The 17,080-nt window shown below is 59.4% G+C and carries 16 protein-coding genes; 9 read left to right on the plus strand and 7 right to left on the minus strand.

Features of this window, described 5'->3' with window-relative positions:
• Window positions 1-3 precede the first annotated feature (3 nt).
• Window positions 4-237, minus strand: a complete 234-nt coding sequence (locus tag ACR0MI_RS00250) for a DUF333 domain-containing protein (protein WP_170816661.1) — start codon at window positions 235-237, stop codon at window positions 4-6.
• Window positions 238-326: 89 nt separating this feature from the next.
• On the opposite strand from ACR0MI_RS00250, the gene ACR0MI_RS00255 reads away from it, so the two are divergent.
• The 3 genes from ACR0MI_RS00255 to ACR0MI_RS00265 all read left to right on the plus strand — a co-directional run bounded on the left by ACR0MI_RS00255 (window position 327) and on the right by ACR0MI_RS00265 (window position 3,853).
• Entirely contained in the window at window positions 327-1,148 is an 822-nt protein-coding gene (locus ACR0MI_RS00255; RefSeq protein WP_170682012.1) for a TIGR00282 family metallophosphoesterase, read from the plus strand.
• Between the two features lie 82 nt (window positions 1,149-1,230).
• Window positions 1,231-3,009: an SLC13 family permease gene (locus ACR0MI_RS00260; protein WP_170609899.1), complete on the plus strand. Its 1,779-nt coding sequence runs from the start codon at window positions 1,231-1,233 to the stop codon at window positions 3,007-3,009.
• A 97-nt stretch (window positions 3,010-3,106) separates the two neighbouring features.
• Window positions 3,107-3,853 (plus strand): YbaY family lipoprotein, encoded by a 747-nt coding sequence (locus tag ACR0MI_RS00265; RefSeq protein WP_170609901.1) that lies wholly within the window; start codon window positions 3,107-3,109, stop codon window positions 3,851-3,853.
• Window positions 3,854-3,857: 4 nt separating this feature from the next.
• Here ACR0MI_RS00265 and ACR0MI_RS00270 read toward each other — a convergent pair whose 3' ends face one another.
• The 4 genes from ACR0MI_RS00270 to ACR0MI_RS00285 all read right to left on the minus strand — a co-directional run bounded on the left by ACR0MI_RS00270 (window position 3,858) and on the right by ACR0MI_RS00285 (window position 8,984).
• Complete coding sequence (locus tag ACR0MI_RS00270) at window positions 3,858-5,519, minus strand: FAD-binding dehydrogenase (RefSeq protein ID WP_170816660.1); 1,662 nt, start codon at window positions 5,517-5,519, stop codon at window positions 3,858-3,860.
• 11 nt (window positions 5,520-5,530) lie between these two features.
• Window positions 5,531-6,388 carry a bile acid:sodium symporter family protein gene (locus ACR0MI_RS00275; RefSeq protein ID WP_170609904.1) on the minus strand — a complete coding sequence of 286 codons (858 nt, stop codon included), beginning with the start codon at window positions 6,386-6,388 and terminating at the stop codon, window positions 5,531-5,533.
• Window positions 6,389-6,460: 72 nt separating this feature from the next.
• Entirely contained in the window at window positions 6,461-7,195 is a 735-nt protein-coding gene (locus ACR0MI_RS00280; RefSeq protein WP_170609906.1) for a glutamine amidotransferase, read from the minus strand.
• A gap of 16 nt (window positions 7,196-7,211) precedes the next feature.
• A complete protein-coding gene (locus tag ACR0MI_RS00285) occupies window positions 7,212-8,984 on the minus strand; it encodes an SLC13 family permease (protein WP_480853329.1) in 1,773 nt (590 codons plus the stop codon).
• A gap of 110 nt (window positions 8,985-9,094) precedes the next feature.
• On the opposite strand from ACR0MI_RS00285, the gene ACR0MI_RS00290 reads away from it, so the two are divergent.
• Window positions 9,095-9,835, plus strand: a complete 741-nt coding sequence (locus ACR0MI_RS00290; RefSeq protein WP_170609910.1) for a YebC/PmpR family DNA-binding transcriptional regulator — start codon at window positions 9,095-9,097, stop codon at window positions 9,833-9,835.
• Window positions 9,836-9,907: 72 nt separating this feature from the next.
• On the opposite strand, the gene ACR0MI_RS00295 is transcribed toward ACR0MI_RS00290, so the two are convergent.
• Window positions 9,908-10,597 (minus strand): nitroreductase family protein, encoded by a 690-nt coding sequence (locus ACR0MI_RS00295; protein ID WP_170816659.1) that lies wholly within the window; start codon window positions 10,595-10,597, stop codon window positions 9,908-9,910.
• Window positions 10,598-10,634: 37 nt separating this feature from the next.
• Window positions 10,635-11,519, minus strand: coding sequence for a LysR family transcriptional regulator ArgP (locus ACR0MI_RS00300; protein WP_170609913.1), 885 nt, complete (start codon window positions 11,517-11,519; stop codon window positions 10,635-10,637).
• Between the two features lie 85 nt (window positions 11,520-11,604).
• Between ACR0MI_RS00300 and ACR0MI_RS00305 the strand changes: the two genes are divergently transcribed.
• The 5 genes from ACR0MI_RS00305 (at window position 11,605) to betA (ending at window position 17,066) form a co-directional block, all read left to right on the plus strand.
• The gene (locus ACR0MI_RS00305; RefSeq protein ID WP_170816658.1) at window positions 11,605-12,204 is read left to right on the plus strand and encodes a LysE/ArgO family amino acid transporter; all 600 of its coding nucleotides are present in this window, start codon (window positions 11,605-11,607) and stop codon (window positions 12,202-12,204) included.
• Between the two features lie 40 nt (window positions 12,205-12,244).
• Entirely contained in the window at window positions 12,245-13,153 is a 909-nt protein-coding gene (locus ACR0MI_RS00310; RefSeq protein WP_170609917.1) for a DMT family transporter, read from the plus strand.
• Window positions 13,154-13,240: 87 nt separating this feature from the next.
• Window positions 13,241-13,813, plus strand: coding sequence for a choline-binding transcriptional repressor BetI (gene betI, locus ACR0MI_RS00315; protein ID WP_170609919.1), 573 nt, complete (start codon window positions 13,241-13,243; stop codon window positions 13,811-13,813).
• On the plus strand, window positions 13,810-15,318 hold the full coding sequence (gene betC / locus ACR0MI_RS00320; RefSeq protein WP_170609921.1) for a choline-sulfatase: 1,509 nt from the start codon (window positions 13,810-13,812) through the stop codon (window positions 15,316-15,318). Before betI ends, betC begins: the two co-directional genes overlap by 4 nt.
• An 89-nt stretch (window positions 15,319-15,407) precedes the next feature.
• On the plus strand, window positions 15,408-17,066 hold the full coding sequence (gene betA / locus ACR0MI_RS00325) for a choline dehydrogenase (RefSeq protein WP_170816657.1): 1,659 nt from the start codon (window positions 15,408-15,410) through the stop codon (window positions 17,064-17,066).
• Window positions 17,067-17,080: the final 14 nt, after the last annotated feature.

The following is a 17,080-nucleotide window of genomic DNA, read 5'->3' on the forward strand; positions in this document are numbered from 1 at the left end:
TCGTCAGGCCGGGTTGTTTTCGCGGAAATATTCCCAGGCGTCGACTTCGCGCCCGTCTTCCAGAATGCAGACGCCGAACTGGCCGTCAGCACCGTCCCGGATCTCATACCGTGCGCCGCTTTCCACGCAAAAGGTCGCGGCCGGGTTGGCCAGCTGAGTGGAAGACTCGCCGGAAGAAGGCTGATCACATGCTGCCAGCGGAGCCAGACCAAACATCGCCACAAAGATGCGGAACATATAAATTCTCCTGTGTTGGGTGTATTGACGGATTATGCAGACAGTTTAACCGCTTGTGCTTGCCTGATGCCACACTTAGGACGGTTTGAATGAGGATACTTTTTCTGGGTGACGTCATGGGCCGTGCGGGACGCGCGGCCATACAACAGCATCTGCCGCGTCTGCGCGACGAATGGCGGCTGGATTTCGTTGTGGTCAACGGTGAAAACGCCTCGAACGGGATGGGGCTGACAGGTGATCACGCAAAGCTGTTGCTGGATGCGGGGGCCGATTGCCTGACACTGGGCGATCATGCGTTCGACCAGAAAGACATGCTGCAATTCATCGAGAAAGAATCGCGCATCGTGCGACCGGTGAATTTCGCCAAGGGTGCGCCCGGTCGGGGGCATCGTCTTTTCAACGCGCCGGGTGGGCGCAAGGTGCTGGTTGTGCAGGTTTTGGGGCAGGTGTTCATGAAGCGGCCCTTTGACGATCCGTTCTCGGCCATCGAGCCGATCCTCAAGTCGCATCCCCGTGGCGGGCAGGCGCAGGCCATCATTGTCGACATGCATTGCGAGGCAACGTCCGAAAAAATGGCCATGGGTCACTATTGCGACAGGCGTGCCAGCCTTGTGATCGGCACGCACACGCATGTGCCGACGGCAGATGCGCAGATATTGCCGGGCGGCACGGCTTATCTGACGGATGCCGGGATGTGCGGAGACTACGATTCGGTCATCGGCATGGACAAGCAGGAGCCGATGAGGCGGTTTATCACCGGAATGCCCAAGGCCCGGTTCACACCTGCGAATGGCGAAGCCACTCTAAGCGGAGTTTTTGTCGAAACCGATGATCGCGACGGTCAGGCCAAGTCGATTCACATGGTGCGGGTGGGCGGCCGACTGCAACAAGCAGGCCCGCCGGGTGCATGACAGGCTTGCTCAACCCCGAGCAATGCGTGAAACTGCATGTCAGGCGCTCAGGCCGGGTTAGGGTTCGGACAGAATACCACGAATGCAATTCCTTCAATTGACAGACACCGGCAGCGCGATACTGGCGCTTGCGATTGTCGCGGGCATGTTCGTCATGTTCCTGCGCGAAATCTATCCGACCGAGGTCGTTGCCATCGGTGGGGTCGCACTGATGCTGGTAACCGGCATTCTGCCCTACCAAAGCGCGCTTGCGGTCTTGTCCAACCCGGCCCCGTGGACCATCGCCGCGATGTTTATCATCATGGGCGCTCTGGTCCGGACAGGGGCGTTGGACGCCTTTACATCGACGGCGCAGAAACAGGCGCAGGTCAATCCACGAATAGCAATTGGCCTGTTGATGGGGTTCGTCATTCTGGCCTCGGCCGTCGTGTCCAACACACCGGTGGTTGTTGTGATGATCCCGGTGTTCGTACAGATCGCACGAACGCTGAACATGCCCGCCTCGAAGTTGCTGATTCCGCTGAGCTATGCTGCCATTCTGGGCGGAACCTTGACGCTGATCGGCACCTCGACCAATCTTTTGGTCGACGGCGTTGCCCGGGCGCAGGGAATGACCCCCTTTACCATCTTCGAAGTGACCCCGTTGGGGATCGCTCTGGTGATTTACGGAATGATCTACCTGCGCTTCATCGCGCCGCGCCTGCTGCCTGCACGCGACAGTATGGCCACGATGCTCAGCGACCGTTCGAAGATGAAGTTCTTCACCGAAGCGGTGGTGCCGCCTGACAGCAACCTGATCGACCGAGAAGTGATGGGCGTGCAACTGTTCAAACGCCCCGGAGTGCGCCTGATCGACGTGATCCGGGGGGACGAGTCGCTGCGGCGAAATCTGAAGGACGTGAACCTGAAAGTCGGGGATCGCGTTGTTCTGCGGACCGAGATGACCGAGTTGCTCAGCCTTCAGCGCAACAAGGAACTCAAGCGGGTCGATCAGGTTTCCGCTGTCGAAACCAAGACGGTCGAGGTTCTGATCACACCGGGCTGCCGCATGGTTGGCCGAACCCTTGGTGCGCTGCGCCTGCGCCGCCGTTATGGCGTTTACGTGCTGGCCGTGCACCGCCGGAACCAGAATATCGGACGTCAGCTGGATGATCTGATCGTGCGCGTGGGCGACACTCTGCTGCTGGAGGGCGCGCCCGCGGACATTCAGAGATTGGCGGCGGATATGGATATGGTCGATGTTTCCCAACCTTCGGCGCGGGCGTTCCGGCGCAGTCACGCGCCAATTGCCATCGGCGCTCTGGTGGGCATCGTCGCTCTGGCGGCCCTTGGTGTGGCACCGATATTGCTGTTGTCGATCCTTGCGGTTGCCGTCGTTCTGATCACCCGATGCATCGACGCGGATGAGGCGTTTTCCTTTATCGAAGGCCGGCTGCTGGCCCTGATCTTTTCGATGCTGGCAATCGGAGCGGCCCTGGACAAATCCGGCGCCGTGTCCCTGATTGTCGAGGCGATCGCGCCGGGCCTGAGTGCCCTTCCGCCGTTCCTGATTATCTGGGCAGTCTATCTGCTGACATCCGTTCTGACCGAGCTGGTCTCGAACAATGCGGTGGCAGTTGTGGTGACGCCTATCGCTATCGGACTTGCACAAGCGGTCGGCATCGATCCGCGCCCGTTGGTGGTGGCGGTCATGGTGGCGGCGTCCGCGTCTTTTGCGACCCCGATCGGGTATCAGACCAATATGATGGTCTATGGCCCCGGCGGGTATCGGTTTACCGACTTCCTGAAGGTCGGCGTTCCGCTGAACCTGACAGTTGGTTTACTGGCCTCGCTTCTGATCCCGCTGATCTGGCCATTGTAACACCGGCGTGGAACCGCCGAAATTGGCGGGCTGCTCTTGTAAATGCCGATCCGGGCACAATCTTTTCTGCTTAGAGTATCAAAGCAAGGACAGAACAATGCCTTTTCCCAGGATCGGGCAGGTCATCGTCGCCTGCGCAGTATTTTTGACCCTGCTTGGCAGTCAGAGTTCCGCCGGAACTCTGACCGGAACCGCCACATATCGCGAACGGATAGCGGTTCCGCCCAATGCGACCCTCTATGTGCAATTGCAGGATGTTTCGCGTGCGGATGCCCCGGCGCTTACGCTCGCCTCTCAGCGTTTTGCCCTTGATGGTGTACCGGCGACATACGAACTGGCTTACGATGACGCGCTGATCCGTGATGAAATGCGCTATGTCGTCCGTGGATCGATTTTTCTGGGCGACAAGTTATTGTTCACCACCGATACCGCTTATCCCGTGTTGACCGGAGACGCTGGTAACACCGCAGACCTTTTGCTGGTGCAGGCCCGCCCACAGGGCGCGGAAGCTTTGCAAGGGTCGACCTGGGTGGCGATGGGTCTGAACGGTGCGGTTCTGGAAACGGACAAATTCCCCGAAATAACATTTGCTGAAGATGGCAGTTTTTCTGGCAGCGGCGGATGCAATCGCTTTTCCGGTCAGGCAGAGATAGCCGGCACCGATATCGCTTTTCCTGACAACATGGCGGCCACACTGCGGGCTTGCCCACCGCCACAGGATGAGGTCGAGCGGGAGTTCTTCCAGGCACTGCAGGACGTGACCACCTTTGCGTTCAAAGGCGACACGCTGAATTTTCTGAACAGTGCCGGCGAACCGGTCGTGCAGCTAAACCGCGCAAAATAGATCCTCAGGCCACGGCCCGGGACCGTCCTGCGTTGCGGCCTGAGAAAATGCAACCACCCAGAAACGTGCCTTCCAGCGCGTTGTATCCGTGATAGCCGCCGCCGCCAAATCCCGCGACCTCGCCGGCGGCGAAAAGGCCGGGCACGGTCTGCCCGTCTGCGCCGATCATCTGGCTGTCCAGATTGGTTTGCAGACCGCCCAGCGTCTTGCGTGTCAGAACATGCAGTTTGACGGCGATCAGTGGCCCGTTTGAAGGATCAAGGAACTTGTGCGGCTTGGCCGTGCGGATCAGCCGGTCGCCGCGATAGTTGCGCGCCGCCAGGATCGCCATCATCTGTGCATCCTTCGAGAACGGGTTGTCGACCTGCGAATCCCGCGCTTCGATCTGGGCGCGCAAGTGAGCTTCGTCAATCAGGTCATCGCCCAGATGGTTCATGCCCCGCACCAGTTCGGTCAGGGTGTTGGCAACGACGAAATCCTCGCCCTTTTCCTTGAACGCCTCGACCGGCCCGGTGGCTTTTGAGCCGGACAGGACACGTTGACGGATCACCTCTTTCCAACTGCCCGAGGTGAAGTCCGGGTTCTGCTCGGACCCCGAAAGGGCAAATTCCTTCTTGATCACTTTCTGGGTCAGGACAAACCAGCTGTATTCGTACCCAGTTTTCAGGATTTCGCGCAGCGTGCCCAGAGTGTCGAAACCCGGCAGGCAGGGCGGTTCCATCCGGTTGCCCTTGGCATCGAACCACATTGAGCTGGGGCCGGGCAGAATGCGGATTCCGTGGGCTGGCCAGATCGGATCCCAGTTCCGCACGCCCTCGGTGTAGTGCCACATCCGGTCGCCGTTGATGACATGCCCGCCCGCCTTTTCGCTGATCGGGATCATCCGGCCATCGACGTGAAAGGGAACGCCCGCAACCATGTCCTGCGGCGGGGCGCCCAGACGCTCGCGCGGCCAGCTTTTGCGCACCATTTCGAAGTTGCCGCCAATGCCGCCGGACGTGACGATGATTGATGGCGCATAGAACTCGAACTCGCCAACCTCGTCACGGTTGGTCTTACCACCGCGCTGGGCGTCGTCGTCGGCCAGAACCTCGCCCGAAACGCCTTTGGCCGCGCCGTTCTGCATGATGATGTGGCTGACCTGATGGCGGAATTCCAACCGGATCAACCCGGCGCTGACATGTTCATGCACCCGGCGGATGAAGTGTTCCAGCACGCCCGGTCCGGTGCACCATGTAATGTGAAAGCGCGGGACCGAATTTCCATGTCCATCCGCGAAAGATCCGCCGCGTTCGGCCCAGCCCACCACCGGAAACCAGCGCAGGCCCATATGATGCAACCACGGGCGCATCTCGCCAGCGGCAAACTCGACATAGGCTTCTGCCCATTTGCGGGGCCAGAGGTCATCGTCACGGTCAAACTGCGCACTGCCCATCCAATCGCGCAGGGCAAGATCCTGACAGTCGCGGATGCCCATGCGGCGTTGCTCGGGCGTGTCGACCATGAACAATCCGCCAAGGCTCCAGAACGCCTGACCGCCCAGAAAGTGTTCAGGTTCCTGATCAACGATGATCACTTTCTTGCCGCGGTCGCCAAGTTCCGCCGCCGCTGCCAGACCGGCAAGACCGCCGCCAACGACAATTGCATCTGCAGTATTGTTGGTCATGAAATGTCCTTTCAGCGGTTGCGGAACCAGACGAGAAACGGAAGAGCCACGAAATACATTGTGATGCCATAAACGGCCGAGGGCAGGGCCAGCGGGCTGAACCCGCTTTCTGTTCCAGTGATCAAGGCCGCCAGCGTGATACCCAGTGTCGAGTTCTGAATGCCGGTTTCGATGGAAATCGTCTTGCTTTCATTCCACGACAGATTGGCCGCACGCGCCAGCCCCAGTCCGATCAGCAGCAGCGCCAGGTTCAGTGTGACTAGCCCCGCACCCATGATGCCGAGGTTGTCGATGAACAACTGCCAGTTTCCGGCAAGGGCGGCGATGACGATCAGGATGAATAGGATAGTAGCGGTTTTGGCCAGCGCAGGTTCGACCCAGTCGGCAAACCCGGTTGCAAAATGGCGCAGGCCGACACCAATTGCCACGGGCAGGGTGGTGATCAGAAACATGGCGATGGCCAGTCCGCTGATCGACACCTCGGGCGCATCCTCGGCCATGAAATGGCTAATTGACCATGCGGCCAGTACGGGCACGGTCACGATGGACAACAGGCTGATTACGGCGGTCAGACTGACGGATAGCGCGACATCGCCCCTGGCAAGCCGGGACAGGATGTTGCTGGTCACGCCGCCGGGACAAAAGCTCAGCAACATGAAACCGACTGCGATTGCGGGCGGCAAGGCGAACAGCTTGACGACGGCAAAAGCGGTGACGGGCAGCAAAACTACCTGAGACAAGGCACCGATCGCGAACGGATACCGTCGGCTTAGCACGCGACGGAAATCGGCCGCCTCCAGTCCGATACCAAGAGACAGCATGATGATGGCCAACGAAACGGGCAGGCCGACATTGATGAGCAGATCCAAGAACAACTCCTCCCAAAGCTGTTCGGATCAACCTATGCGAGGGGCGACGGATCAGGCAACCACGTCGTTGGGTCAGCCATAGCGCTGAGCGAACCGCCGCAGGATTTCGCCGGGTTGGGTAACGTCGGCGGCGTGGCACAGATCGATCAGCGTTTGCGCATCTTCTGGCGGGAAATAACCGTGGTCTTTGTAGATGTTGATGCGCTGTTCAAAGTCCCCTGCATCCGCCTCGGGGTGGAACTGCGTGGCATAAACGTTTTGCCCCCATCGGATCATCTGGAACGGGCAGGGGTCCGAAGCCACCAGATGCACGCAACCATCCGGCAGGTTCTGGACGGCTTCCTTGTGGCCAACAAAGGCTTCGAATTCTGATTGCAGACCTGCGGTCAGCGGGTCGGCCGCGCCGGCCTCGGTCAGGCGGCAGATCGAAGGGCCGACCGGCTCGCCAAAGCGGTTCTTGCTGACGTCGCCCCCCAGATGTGCGGCCAGAATGCCCAACCCGTAACAACAGCCCATAAAGGGATGATCCAACGCGGTGATCTGCGGCATCAATCCCATGATGGTGTTTTCGATACGAGCATCCAGCGGCGATTTCGAAGCCGGATCGTCACTGACGCAGCCAGGACCTCCCCCCACGATAATGCCCGCGTAGTCCGAAACACTAAGCCCCTCGGGCAAAGTCTCGCAATCCAGCCGGATGCGATGGGTCTGGTCCGCGTGAAGCCCGGTTTTGTCGAGAATCGAGGCGTACTCGGCGTCCGATGCATCAGTTTCAGGGCGCAGTTGCAGGATCAAAAAGCGTTTCATGTTCTGCCCTTACCCGTCAAAGCGGCCAGAACACAAGTATGGCTGGAACCGAAACCGCGATAATCAGGATCTCCAGCGGCAGGCCCATGCGCCAATAGTCGCCGAAACGATATCCGCCCGGCCCAAGAACCAGTGTGTTGTTCTTATGCCCGATGGGCGTCAGGAACGCAGCCGAGGCGGCAACTGCGACTGTCATCAGGAACGGATCCGGCGACACTTCAAGCGTTCGGGCCATCTGGATGCCGACAGGGGCCGCAACGATGGCTGTTGCCGTGTTGTTCAGAACATCCGAAAGGGTCATTGTGACGATCATCAGCACGGTCAGAATGGCCCAGGCCGGCAAGCCGTTTGTCAGTTGTATAAGCGCGTTTGCGATCAATTCGGTGCCGCCTGAAGATTCCAACGCACTGCCCAACGGGATCATGGAACCCAGCAGGACAACGACCGGCCATTCAATATGGTTGTAGATATCGGCAATCGGCATGATTTTGGTCAATACATAGGCGACGACGACCAGTCCCAGGGCAATCGGCAGGTAGATCAGACCGACGCTGGCAGCCAGTACGGCGGCGGCGAAAAGTCCGATGGCAAGCCACGCTTTGTCGTTTGCCGTGACATTCAGCCCGCGCGTGGCCAGCGGAAGACAGCCGAGCCATTCAGTAACGTCCGCCCCCCGATCCCGTGGGCAAAGCAGAAGCAGGATGTCACCCGCTTCAACCTGGGTCTTCCGGACCTGTTCGGTGATCTTGCGGCCTTGACGCGAAATGCCCATCAGTACGGTACTCTGCCGCCAGGCAAGGCCCAGCCCTTGCGCTGTACGGCCCGTGATGCGGGCGCTTTCGGGGGCGACGACTTCGATCACTTCCAACCCGTCGCCTTCGGCGGTCAGCAACTCCTGTCGCCGCGTGTCCGAGAAATCCAGGTTGAGCGCCGTGCGGAACTCATCCAACGCCTCAGGTCGCGCCTCAAGTACCAGCGCGTCGCCCTCGTGCAGCGTGGCATGGGTGGATCGGCCATAACGGCGTTTGCCATCCCGGATCAGCCCGATGATGGCGACGTCCGATTTTTCCGCCACCTCGTAAAGCTCACTGACCCGTTTGCCGATTTGAGGGGACTCGGGCGGAACAGTGAGTTCGGCGATGTACTCGGCCAACGCTTCGGAGGTATCCGTCTGCGGCCCCCGGTCCGGGATCAGTCGCCATCCGATCAGCGCAACAAAGGCCAGCCCGGCAATCGCGGCCAACCCGCCAACGGGGGCGAAATCGAACATGTGGAACGGCTCGCCAAGTGTTTCAGCCCGGATCGATGCAATGATGATGTTGGGCGGGGTGCCGATCAGCGTGGCCATGCCGCCCAGAATCGTGGCAAAACTTAGCGGCATCAGGCTTAGCCCGACCGATCGGCCCGCCTTGCGGGCGGTCTGAATATCCACCGGCATCAGCAGCGCCAGCGCCGCGACGTTGTTCATAAAGGCAGACAGCACGGCCCCGATCCCGCCCATCAGCGCGATATGGGCGCCAAGTCCGCGCGAAGCATCGACCAGGGTGCGGGTGATCAGGAACACCGCGCCAGACCGCACCAACCCGGCTGAGACCACAAGGACCAGCGCAACGATGATCGTGGCCGGATGGCCGAAGCCTGAAAAGGCATTGTCAACGGGCACAACGCCCAGCACAACACCGATCAGAAGCGCCGAGAACGCGACCAGATCGTATCGGAACCTGCCCCACAGAAGCAGTGCAAATACGGTTATGAAAAGTGCGAATAGAATGATCTGGTCAGTCGTCATGAGGCCACCATACCCACGCTTACGGGTTGGACAAGCCGCTCTCTTGATCCTAGGCCCTGCAACCGTCTATATGAGCGCCGAATACGCAATCACTATCACGAGGACGCAACATGGCAGGCCATTCCAAATGGGCCAACATCCAGCACCGCAAGGGGCGTCAGGACGCCGCGCGGTCCAAACTGTTTTCCAAGCTGTCGAAAGAAATCACCGTTGCCGCCAAGATGGGCGATCCCGACCCTGACAAGAACCCGCGCCTGCGTCTGGCGGTGAAAGAGGCCAAGTCGAACTCGGTTCCCAAGGATGTGATCGACCGCGCCATCAAGAAATCGCAGGCGGGCGAGGGCGACGATTACGAAGAAATCCGGTATGAAGGTTATGGCCCCAACGGCGTGGCCGTCATCGTTGAAACGATGACCGACAACCGCAACCGGACCGCATCGACCGTCCGCTCGACCTTTTCGAAGAACGGTGGAAACCTGGGCGAGACCGGGTCGGTCGGCTTCATGTTCGACCGCAAGGGCGAAGTGGTCTACCCGGCCTCGGCAGGTGACGCGGACACCATCTTTGAAGCGGCCATCGAGGCGGGTGCCGAAGACGTCGAAAGCTCGGACGACGGGCACATCATCTGGTGCGCGGATACCGATCTGAACGACGTGTCCAACGCGCTTGAGGCCGCGCTGGGCGAGACCGAGTCGACCAAGCTGGTCTGGAAGCCCACAACAACGACCGAGTTGGGCCTTGAGGACATGCAAAAGCTGATGAAACTGGTTGATGCGCTGGAAGATGACGATGACGTGCAACGCGTCACCACCAATTTCGAGGCCTCGGACGAGGTCATGGCGCAGCTGTAAGGCGTCGTATGACTGATTGAAAAACCCGGCCCGTCAGGCCGGGTTTTTTTGTGCCCTCGGTCTGACGGGTTGTCAGAAGAATGACGAGATGTCTTCCAGCGGTTTCTTTAGTTTTGCAACGGACGGGACGGTCGCGTCTGCAGCGGGATGGCCCACTGCGATGATCATTGTCGGTTTTTCGGAAGCAGGTCGGTTCAGTGCATCATTGAGAAAACGCATGGGGTTAGGGGTGTGTGTTAAAGTGCTGAGCCCGGCGTGGTGCAGCGCCGCCAGCAGAAACCCGGTGGCGATGTTGACGCTTTCTGGGACGTAGTAATTCTTGTACCGGGTACCGTCATCGAACTGCCCCCAACGCTGGGCGAAGACGACAATCAGCCAGGGGGCGACGGTGAGGTGTTCCTTGACATCGTTTGTCCCGATCGGCTCCAGCGCCTTGATCCACTCATCACCAGCACCGCCTGCATAGAACCGGCGTTCCTCCTCCTCGGCCTCCTCCCGGATGCGCTGTTTGAGCCCCGGGTCAGATACGGCCACGAAATGCCATGGCTGATGGTTGGCGCCGGACGGGGCCGTTCCCGCAGTGCGGATGCAACTTTCAATCACCGCGCGCGGAACCGTTCGATCGCAATAGTCGCGGACCGTGTGGCGCTTGCGCATGACGTCATAAAAGCTTTCGGCTGCCGTTGCCATTTCAGCGTCTGTCATATCGCTGCGGTCCGGCAGCGGTAGTGGGGTGTAGTTGAGTCTATCACGTGAAAACATAGTATTCCTCGGGGTATTTAATCTTTGTTTGACGTGGTTATTCCGGGATCAACCACTGGGCGGCGGCTTGTCTGACCGCTTTGGTTAAGGGTTTCAAGGCTGGCGCCAGTACACGGCCCACCTGCCAGCTGAGCGGGATGTCCAAAGGCGTGTCTGGAATGACTTCCTGCAACCGCCCTGCGGCAATCGCCGGACGGACCAGCGTCTCAGGGTTCATGCCCCAACCCAACCCGGCCAAGGCTGCATCGACAAACCCGTGCGAGGACGGCAGATAGTGCGACGGCGGTGAAATCCGACCGCTGAATTGGCGGGCAATCCAAATCTTCTGCAAATTGTCCTTTCTGTTGAACGTCAGACACGTGGCCCGCGCCAGTGACGTCGCGTCGACACCATTCGGAAACCACTTCGCCATGAAAGCGGGACTGGCTGTCGGCAGATAGCGCAAGACGCCTAGCGGTGTGGTATCGCATCCGGTCACGGGCTGTCCGCCCACGGTGATCGCCGCACTGACCTCGCCGCGCCTGAGCCATTCTGCCGAATGGTCCTGATCATCCACGACCAGATCAAACAAAATACCCCGCGTCTGCGCCATCGCATCAATGAACCATGTCGCAAGAGTGTCCGCCGGAATGGCGATGCGTACTCTTGCTGGTTCCGGACCCTGCTTAAGGGTCAGTTCGCGGGACAACTGCGCCTCAAGAAGGCTGATGTCCTCAGCGTGCCGGGCGATGCGAATACCTGCAGGCGTACCCGAGCAGGGCGTGCCGCGGTTGATCAAAGCGGCACCGACGCGGTCTTCCAGCGCTTTGATCCGTTGTGAAATGGCCGAGGGCGTAACGGCCAGCTCGGAAGCAGCCGCTTCGAAACTGCCGTGACGCAGAATTGCCGACAGGGCGGACAGGTGGTTGGGGTCCAGCAGCATTAGCTGCGCTTAATCTGGATCAACATCTTTAATTTGATAGATCGCCTTGTTGGTTTTAGTCAACGGTCGGAACGCAGGAGGTTTCATGTCCACATCTCTGATCGCCGGTTTTGCCTTGGGCTTTAGCCTGATCCTGGCCATTGGCGCCCAAAACGCCTTTGTCCTGCGGCAGGGTTTGCGTCGCGAACATGTCTTCACCCTTTGTCTGACCTGCGCCGTCTCGGACGCCGTACTGATCGCCGCCGGTGTCGCCGGGTTTGGCTCGCTGGCGCAGGCCGCGCCCTGGTTCGAGCCGGTAATGCGGTATGGTGGAGCCACCTTCCTGACATGGTACGGCCTGCGCAGCCTGCTGTCGGCCTGGCGTGGCGGCGCAGTGATGGAGGTGGGAAATGGGCACCGTACCAGCCTGCGGGCGGCTTTGCTGGCCGTTCTGGCCTTCACATGGCTCAACCCGCATGTATATCTGGATACGGTTGTTCTGATCGGGTCGATATCGGCGCAGTATGACGACCGACTGGGATTTGCGGTCGGAGCCATGCTTTCCAGCTTTGTTTTCTTCTTTTCACTGGGATATGGCGCGCGGATCTTGTCGCCCATTTTCACCCGCCCCCGGGCATGGCAAATTCTTGATGTGGTGATCGGGATCATCATGTTGGCCATTGCACTGAAACTTGTTGCGATGTGAAGGGTTGTCCCGCCGCCGGTTTCGGTGTTCAACCACTGACATGACAACAGCAGCAGTATCCATCCGCCCGATCGCAGGTATGTTCTGGATGTTCTCCGCCGGGCTGTCCTTTGTCATGATGACGGCCCTGGTGAAGACCCTTGGCTCGTCCATGGATCCGATACAGGCGGCCTTTCTGAGGTATGCGCTTGGTTTGGTGTTTCTGCTGCCTGCCTTGCGAACGATCATGGCAACGCATCTGACCAAAAGAGACCTGACTTTGTTCGGGCTGCGGGGGATTATCCACGCCGTGGCGGTCATGCTTTGGTTCTTTGCCATGACCCAGATCCCTTTAGCCGAAGTGACGGCGATGAACTACATGACACCGATTTACGTCACGCTGGGCGCCGCGCTGTTTCTGGGGGAAAAGCTGGCCTTTCGCAGGATTGCCGCAATTTTGGTTGCCCTGATGGGGGTTCTGATCATTCTGCGCCCCGGGTTTCGAGAGGTTTCGCCAGGCCATGTCGCTATGTTGGGAACGGCGCTGACTCTTGGCGGGTCTTACCTGTTGGCCAAGCTTCTGGTCCGGGATATCCCGCCTTCGGTCGTGGTCGCGCACTTGTCAATCTGGGTTACAATCGCCCTGATCCCGTTTGCCTATGCCGTCTGGACCCCGCCCAGCCTGCACGATTTGGGTGTATTGTTTCTGATCGCCTGTTTTGCGACAGCCGGTCATTACTTCATGACGCTGGCCCTGCAGGCGGCACCTGTTGCGGTAACCCAGCCGGTCACGTTCCTGCAACTGATCTGGGCAACTTTGATGGGCGCACTGGTATTTCATGAACGGGTTGATGTTTGGGTGGTTGCTGGCGGAACGCTGATCCTCGCTGCCGTCAGTTTCATCTCATGGCGCGAAGCGGTCCTGAACCGCAGTGCCGTAACGCCACCGGGTGTCGGCCCGAAATACTGACGCCGCTCGCTCGGCCTGAACGTTATTGATTGACGAGTCAATAAAACCCCCTTAGCGTTTGGTAAACCCAGCTGCTGAGAGGTAGGCATGCCAAAACTCGGAATGGAACCGATCCGTCGGGATGCAATCGTCCGCGCGACGATTGCCGAGCTTGGTCTGAAAAAGTCCCTCGACGTGACCGTCAGCCAGATCGCCAAACGGGCGGGCATGTCCAGCGCGTTGGCGCATCACTATTTCGGCGGCAAGGATCAGATATTTCTGGCCGCCATGCGCCGCATTCTATCCGATTTCGGTGCCGAAGCCCGCGAGCAACTGAAAGGCGCGGAAGCAGGGGAAAGACCGCAGGCCATTATCCGGGCATGCTTTGCACCCTCGTGTTTCACACCTGATGTGATCGCTGCCTGGATGACCTTTTATGTTCTGGCGCAAACCAATGACGATGCGTTGCGTCTCTGGCAAATCTACCAGTCGCGGATCAGATCCAATCTGATCGACAGCCTGCGACCGCTGATGAGTGACCCGGTTGAAGCTGCCGAGAACATGATTGCCCTGATCGACGGGCTGTATATCCGCGCGGCGCTGAGCGCACCGGAAGAGCCGCAACTGGCCGTTAACCACGCAATGCGTGTCCTCAACACTTTGCTCGAGGCTGAAAAATGACAAAGCCGAACATTCTGATCCTGATGGTGGATCAGCTGAACGGAACCCTCTTTCCCGATGGTCCCGCGGACTGGCTGCATGCGCCCAACCTCAAGAAACTGGCCGCGCGTTCGACCCGTTTTGCAAATGCCTATACCGCGTCGCCCCTTTGTGCGCCCGGTCGGGCCAGTTTCATGTCCGGCCAGTTGCCTTCGCGCACCGGTGTTTACGATAACGCGGCCGAGTTCCGTAGCGATATTCCCACCTACGCGCATCACCTTCGTCGCGCAGGTTACTACACCTGCCTGTCCGGCAAGATGCACTTCGTCGGTCCCGACCAAATGCATGGGTTTGAGGATCGCCTGACCACTGACATCTACCCGGCCGATTTCGGCTGGACACCGGACTATCGCAAACCCGGCGAGCGAATAGACTGGTGGTATCACAACATGGGTTCGGTGACTGGCGCAGGCGTGGCCGAAATATCGAACCAGATGGAGTATGATGACGAGGTTGCCTACAACGCCAAAGCCAAGCTTTACGATCTGGCGCGCGGCAAAGACGACCGCCCCTGGTGCGTGACCGTCAGCTTCACCCACCCGCACGACCCCTATGTTGCCCGGCGCAAGTACTGGGATCTCTACGAGGATTGCGAGCATCTTCTGCCAGAGATCGCCGATATCGGCTACGACAATCAGGATCCGCACGCAAAACGGATCTTCGATGCCAATGACTGGCGCAGTTTCGACATTACCGAAGAAGACATCCGCAAATCCCGACGCGCCTATTTCGCCAACATCACCTATCTTGACGACAAGATCGGCGAGATCATCGAGGTGCTGGAAACGACGCGGCAAGAGGCGATCATCATGTTCGTCTCAGACCACGGCGACATGCTGGGCGAGCGGGGCCTGTGGTTCAAAATGAACTTCTACGAAGGCTCGGCACGGGTGCCGCTGATGATCTCGGCCCCTGATCTTCCAACAGGGCGTATCGACGCCCCGGTATCGACCATCGACGTGACACCGACGCTGGGCGCTCTGGCTGGCGTCGACATGGATGAGATCGCGCCCTGGACCGACGGCGAGAACCTTGTTCCCTTGGCTCAGGGCGGCGAGCGCACCGCGCCCGTGGCCATGGAATACGCGGCCGAAGCATCATATGCGCCGCTTGTCTCATTGCGCTACGGCAAGTGGAAATACAACCGCTGCACACTAGACCCGGATCAACTGTTCGACCTTGAGGCCGATCCGCACGAACTGACCAACCTTGCCTTGAACCCCGAACACGCTGGCACACTGCAAACCCTGCGCGCGAAATCCGAGGCGCGCTGGGATCTGGATCGTTTCGACGCAGACGTGCGAGCCAGTCAGGCGCGCCGCTGGGTCGTGTACGAGGCGTTGCGGCAGGGGGGATATTATCCGTGGGATTACCAGCCGCTGCAAAAAGCATCGGAGCGTTACATGCGCAATCACATGGATCTGAATATCGTCGAGGAAAACGCCCGCTTCCCGCGCGGCGAATAACCTCTTCATCTTTTTGAAAATACTCCCGCCGGAGGCAATTGGGTTTTTCAACGAAAAACCTTGGCCCGGCGGGAACAGGAGACCTGAAAATGGAAACAGATTTTGTCATTGTGGGTGCAGGATCCGCAGGGTGCGCGATGGCCTATCGCCTCAGCGAGGCCGGGGCTTCGGTCCTGGTGATCGAGCATGGTGGCACCGATGCGGGACCGTTCATCCAGATGCCCGCCGCACTCAGCTATCCGATGAACATGTCGCGCTATGACTGGGGCTACAGTTCCGAACCCGAGCCGCATCTGAACAACCGCCGGCTGGCCTGTCCGCGCGGCAAGGTGATTGGCGGATCGTCGTCGATCAACGGTATGGTCTATGTACGCGGTCATGCCCATGACTACGACACCTGGTCGGAAATGGGCGCTGATGGGTGGTCCTATGCGGATGTCCTGCCGTATTTCAAACGAATGGAATCCTGGCACGATGGCGGGCATGGGGGCGATCCGACGTGGCGCGGCACTGACGGGCCGCTGCACGTGTCGCGTGGCCCGCGCGAAAATCCACTGTTCCAGGCCTTTGTCGATGCCGGGCAACAGGCGGGATACCAGGTTACCGGCGACTATAACGGTGAAAAACAGGAAGGGTTCGGCCCGATGGAGCAGACCGTCTGGAAAGGACGGCGCTGGTCTGCTGCGAATGCCTATCTGAAGCCAGCTCTCAAACGGGATAACTGCGACATCCTGCGTGGCCTTGCGACACGTGTCGTAATGGAAAACGGCCGCGCCATGGGCGTCGAATTGGTCCGACGCGGCAAAAAGGAGATCATTCGTGCCCGGCGTGAGGTGGTTCTGGCCGCATCTTCGATAAACTCGCCCAAGCTGCTGATGTTGTCCGGTATCGGACCCGCGGCACATCTGGCTGAACATGGGATCGGCGTAGTCGCGGATCGCCCCGGGGTTGGGGCTAACCTGCAGGATCATCTGGAACTGTATATCCAGCAGGCATCGCTGCAGCCGATCACGCTGTACAAGCACTGGAACCTGTTCAGCAAAGGGCTGATCGGTGCCCAGTGGCTGTTTACTAAAACGGGTCTGGGTGCCTCGAACCAGTTTGAAAGTGCTGCGTTCATTCGCTCGAAACCCGGTGTGCGGTATCCGGATATCCAGTATCATTTCCTGCCGATCGCCGTGCGCTACGACGGGCAGACCGCGGCCGAGGGGCATGGTTTCCAAGCGCATGTCGGTCCCATGCGCTCACCTTCGCGCGGGGCGATAACGCTGCGCTCGGCCCGTGCCGAGGACGCGCCGGTCATTCGCTTCAATTACATGAGCCACGAAGAGGATTGGGCGGACTTCCGCACCTGCATCCGCCTGACCCGCGAGATCTTCGGTCAGGACGCTTTCAAACCCTATGCGGGCAAAGAGATCCAGCCCGGAGCCAGCGTTCAGTCCGACGAGGAATTGAACGAATTCATCGCCGAACATGCCGAAAGTGCGTATCACCCTTGCGGGACATGCCGTATGGGGCGGGCAGACGACAAGAACGCTGTCGTCGACCCGCAGGGGCGTGTGATTGGTGTAGATGGTCTGCGGGTCGCGGACAGTTCGATTTTCCCGCAAATCACCAACGGAAACCTGAATGCGCCATCGATCATGGTGGGCGAGAAAATGTCGGATCACCTGCTGGGCAAGGATGCGTTGCCTAGTTCGAATGACCGGCCATGGGTCCATCCCGAGTGGGAGACCGCTCAGCGTTAACGTTTCTTAACATA

Source organism: Ruegeria sp. D4, from assembly GCF_056534475.1.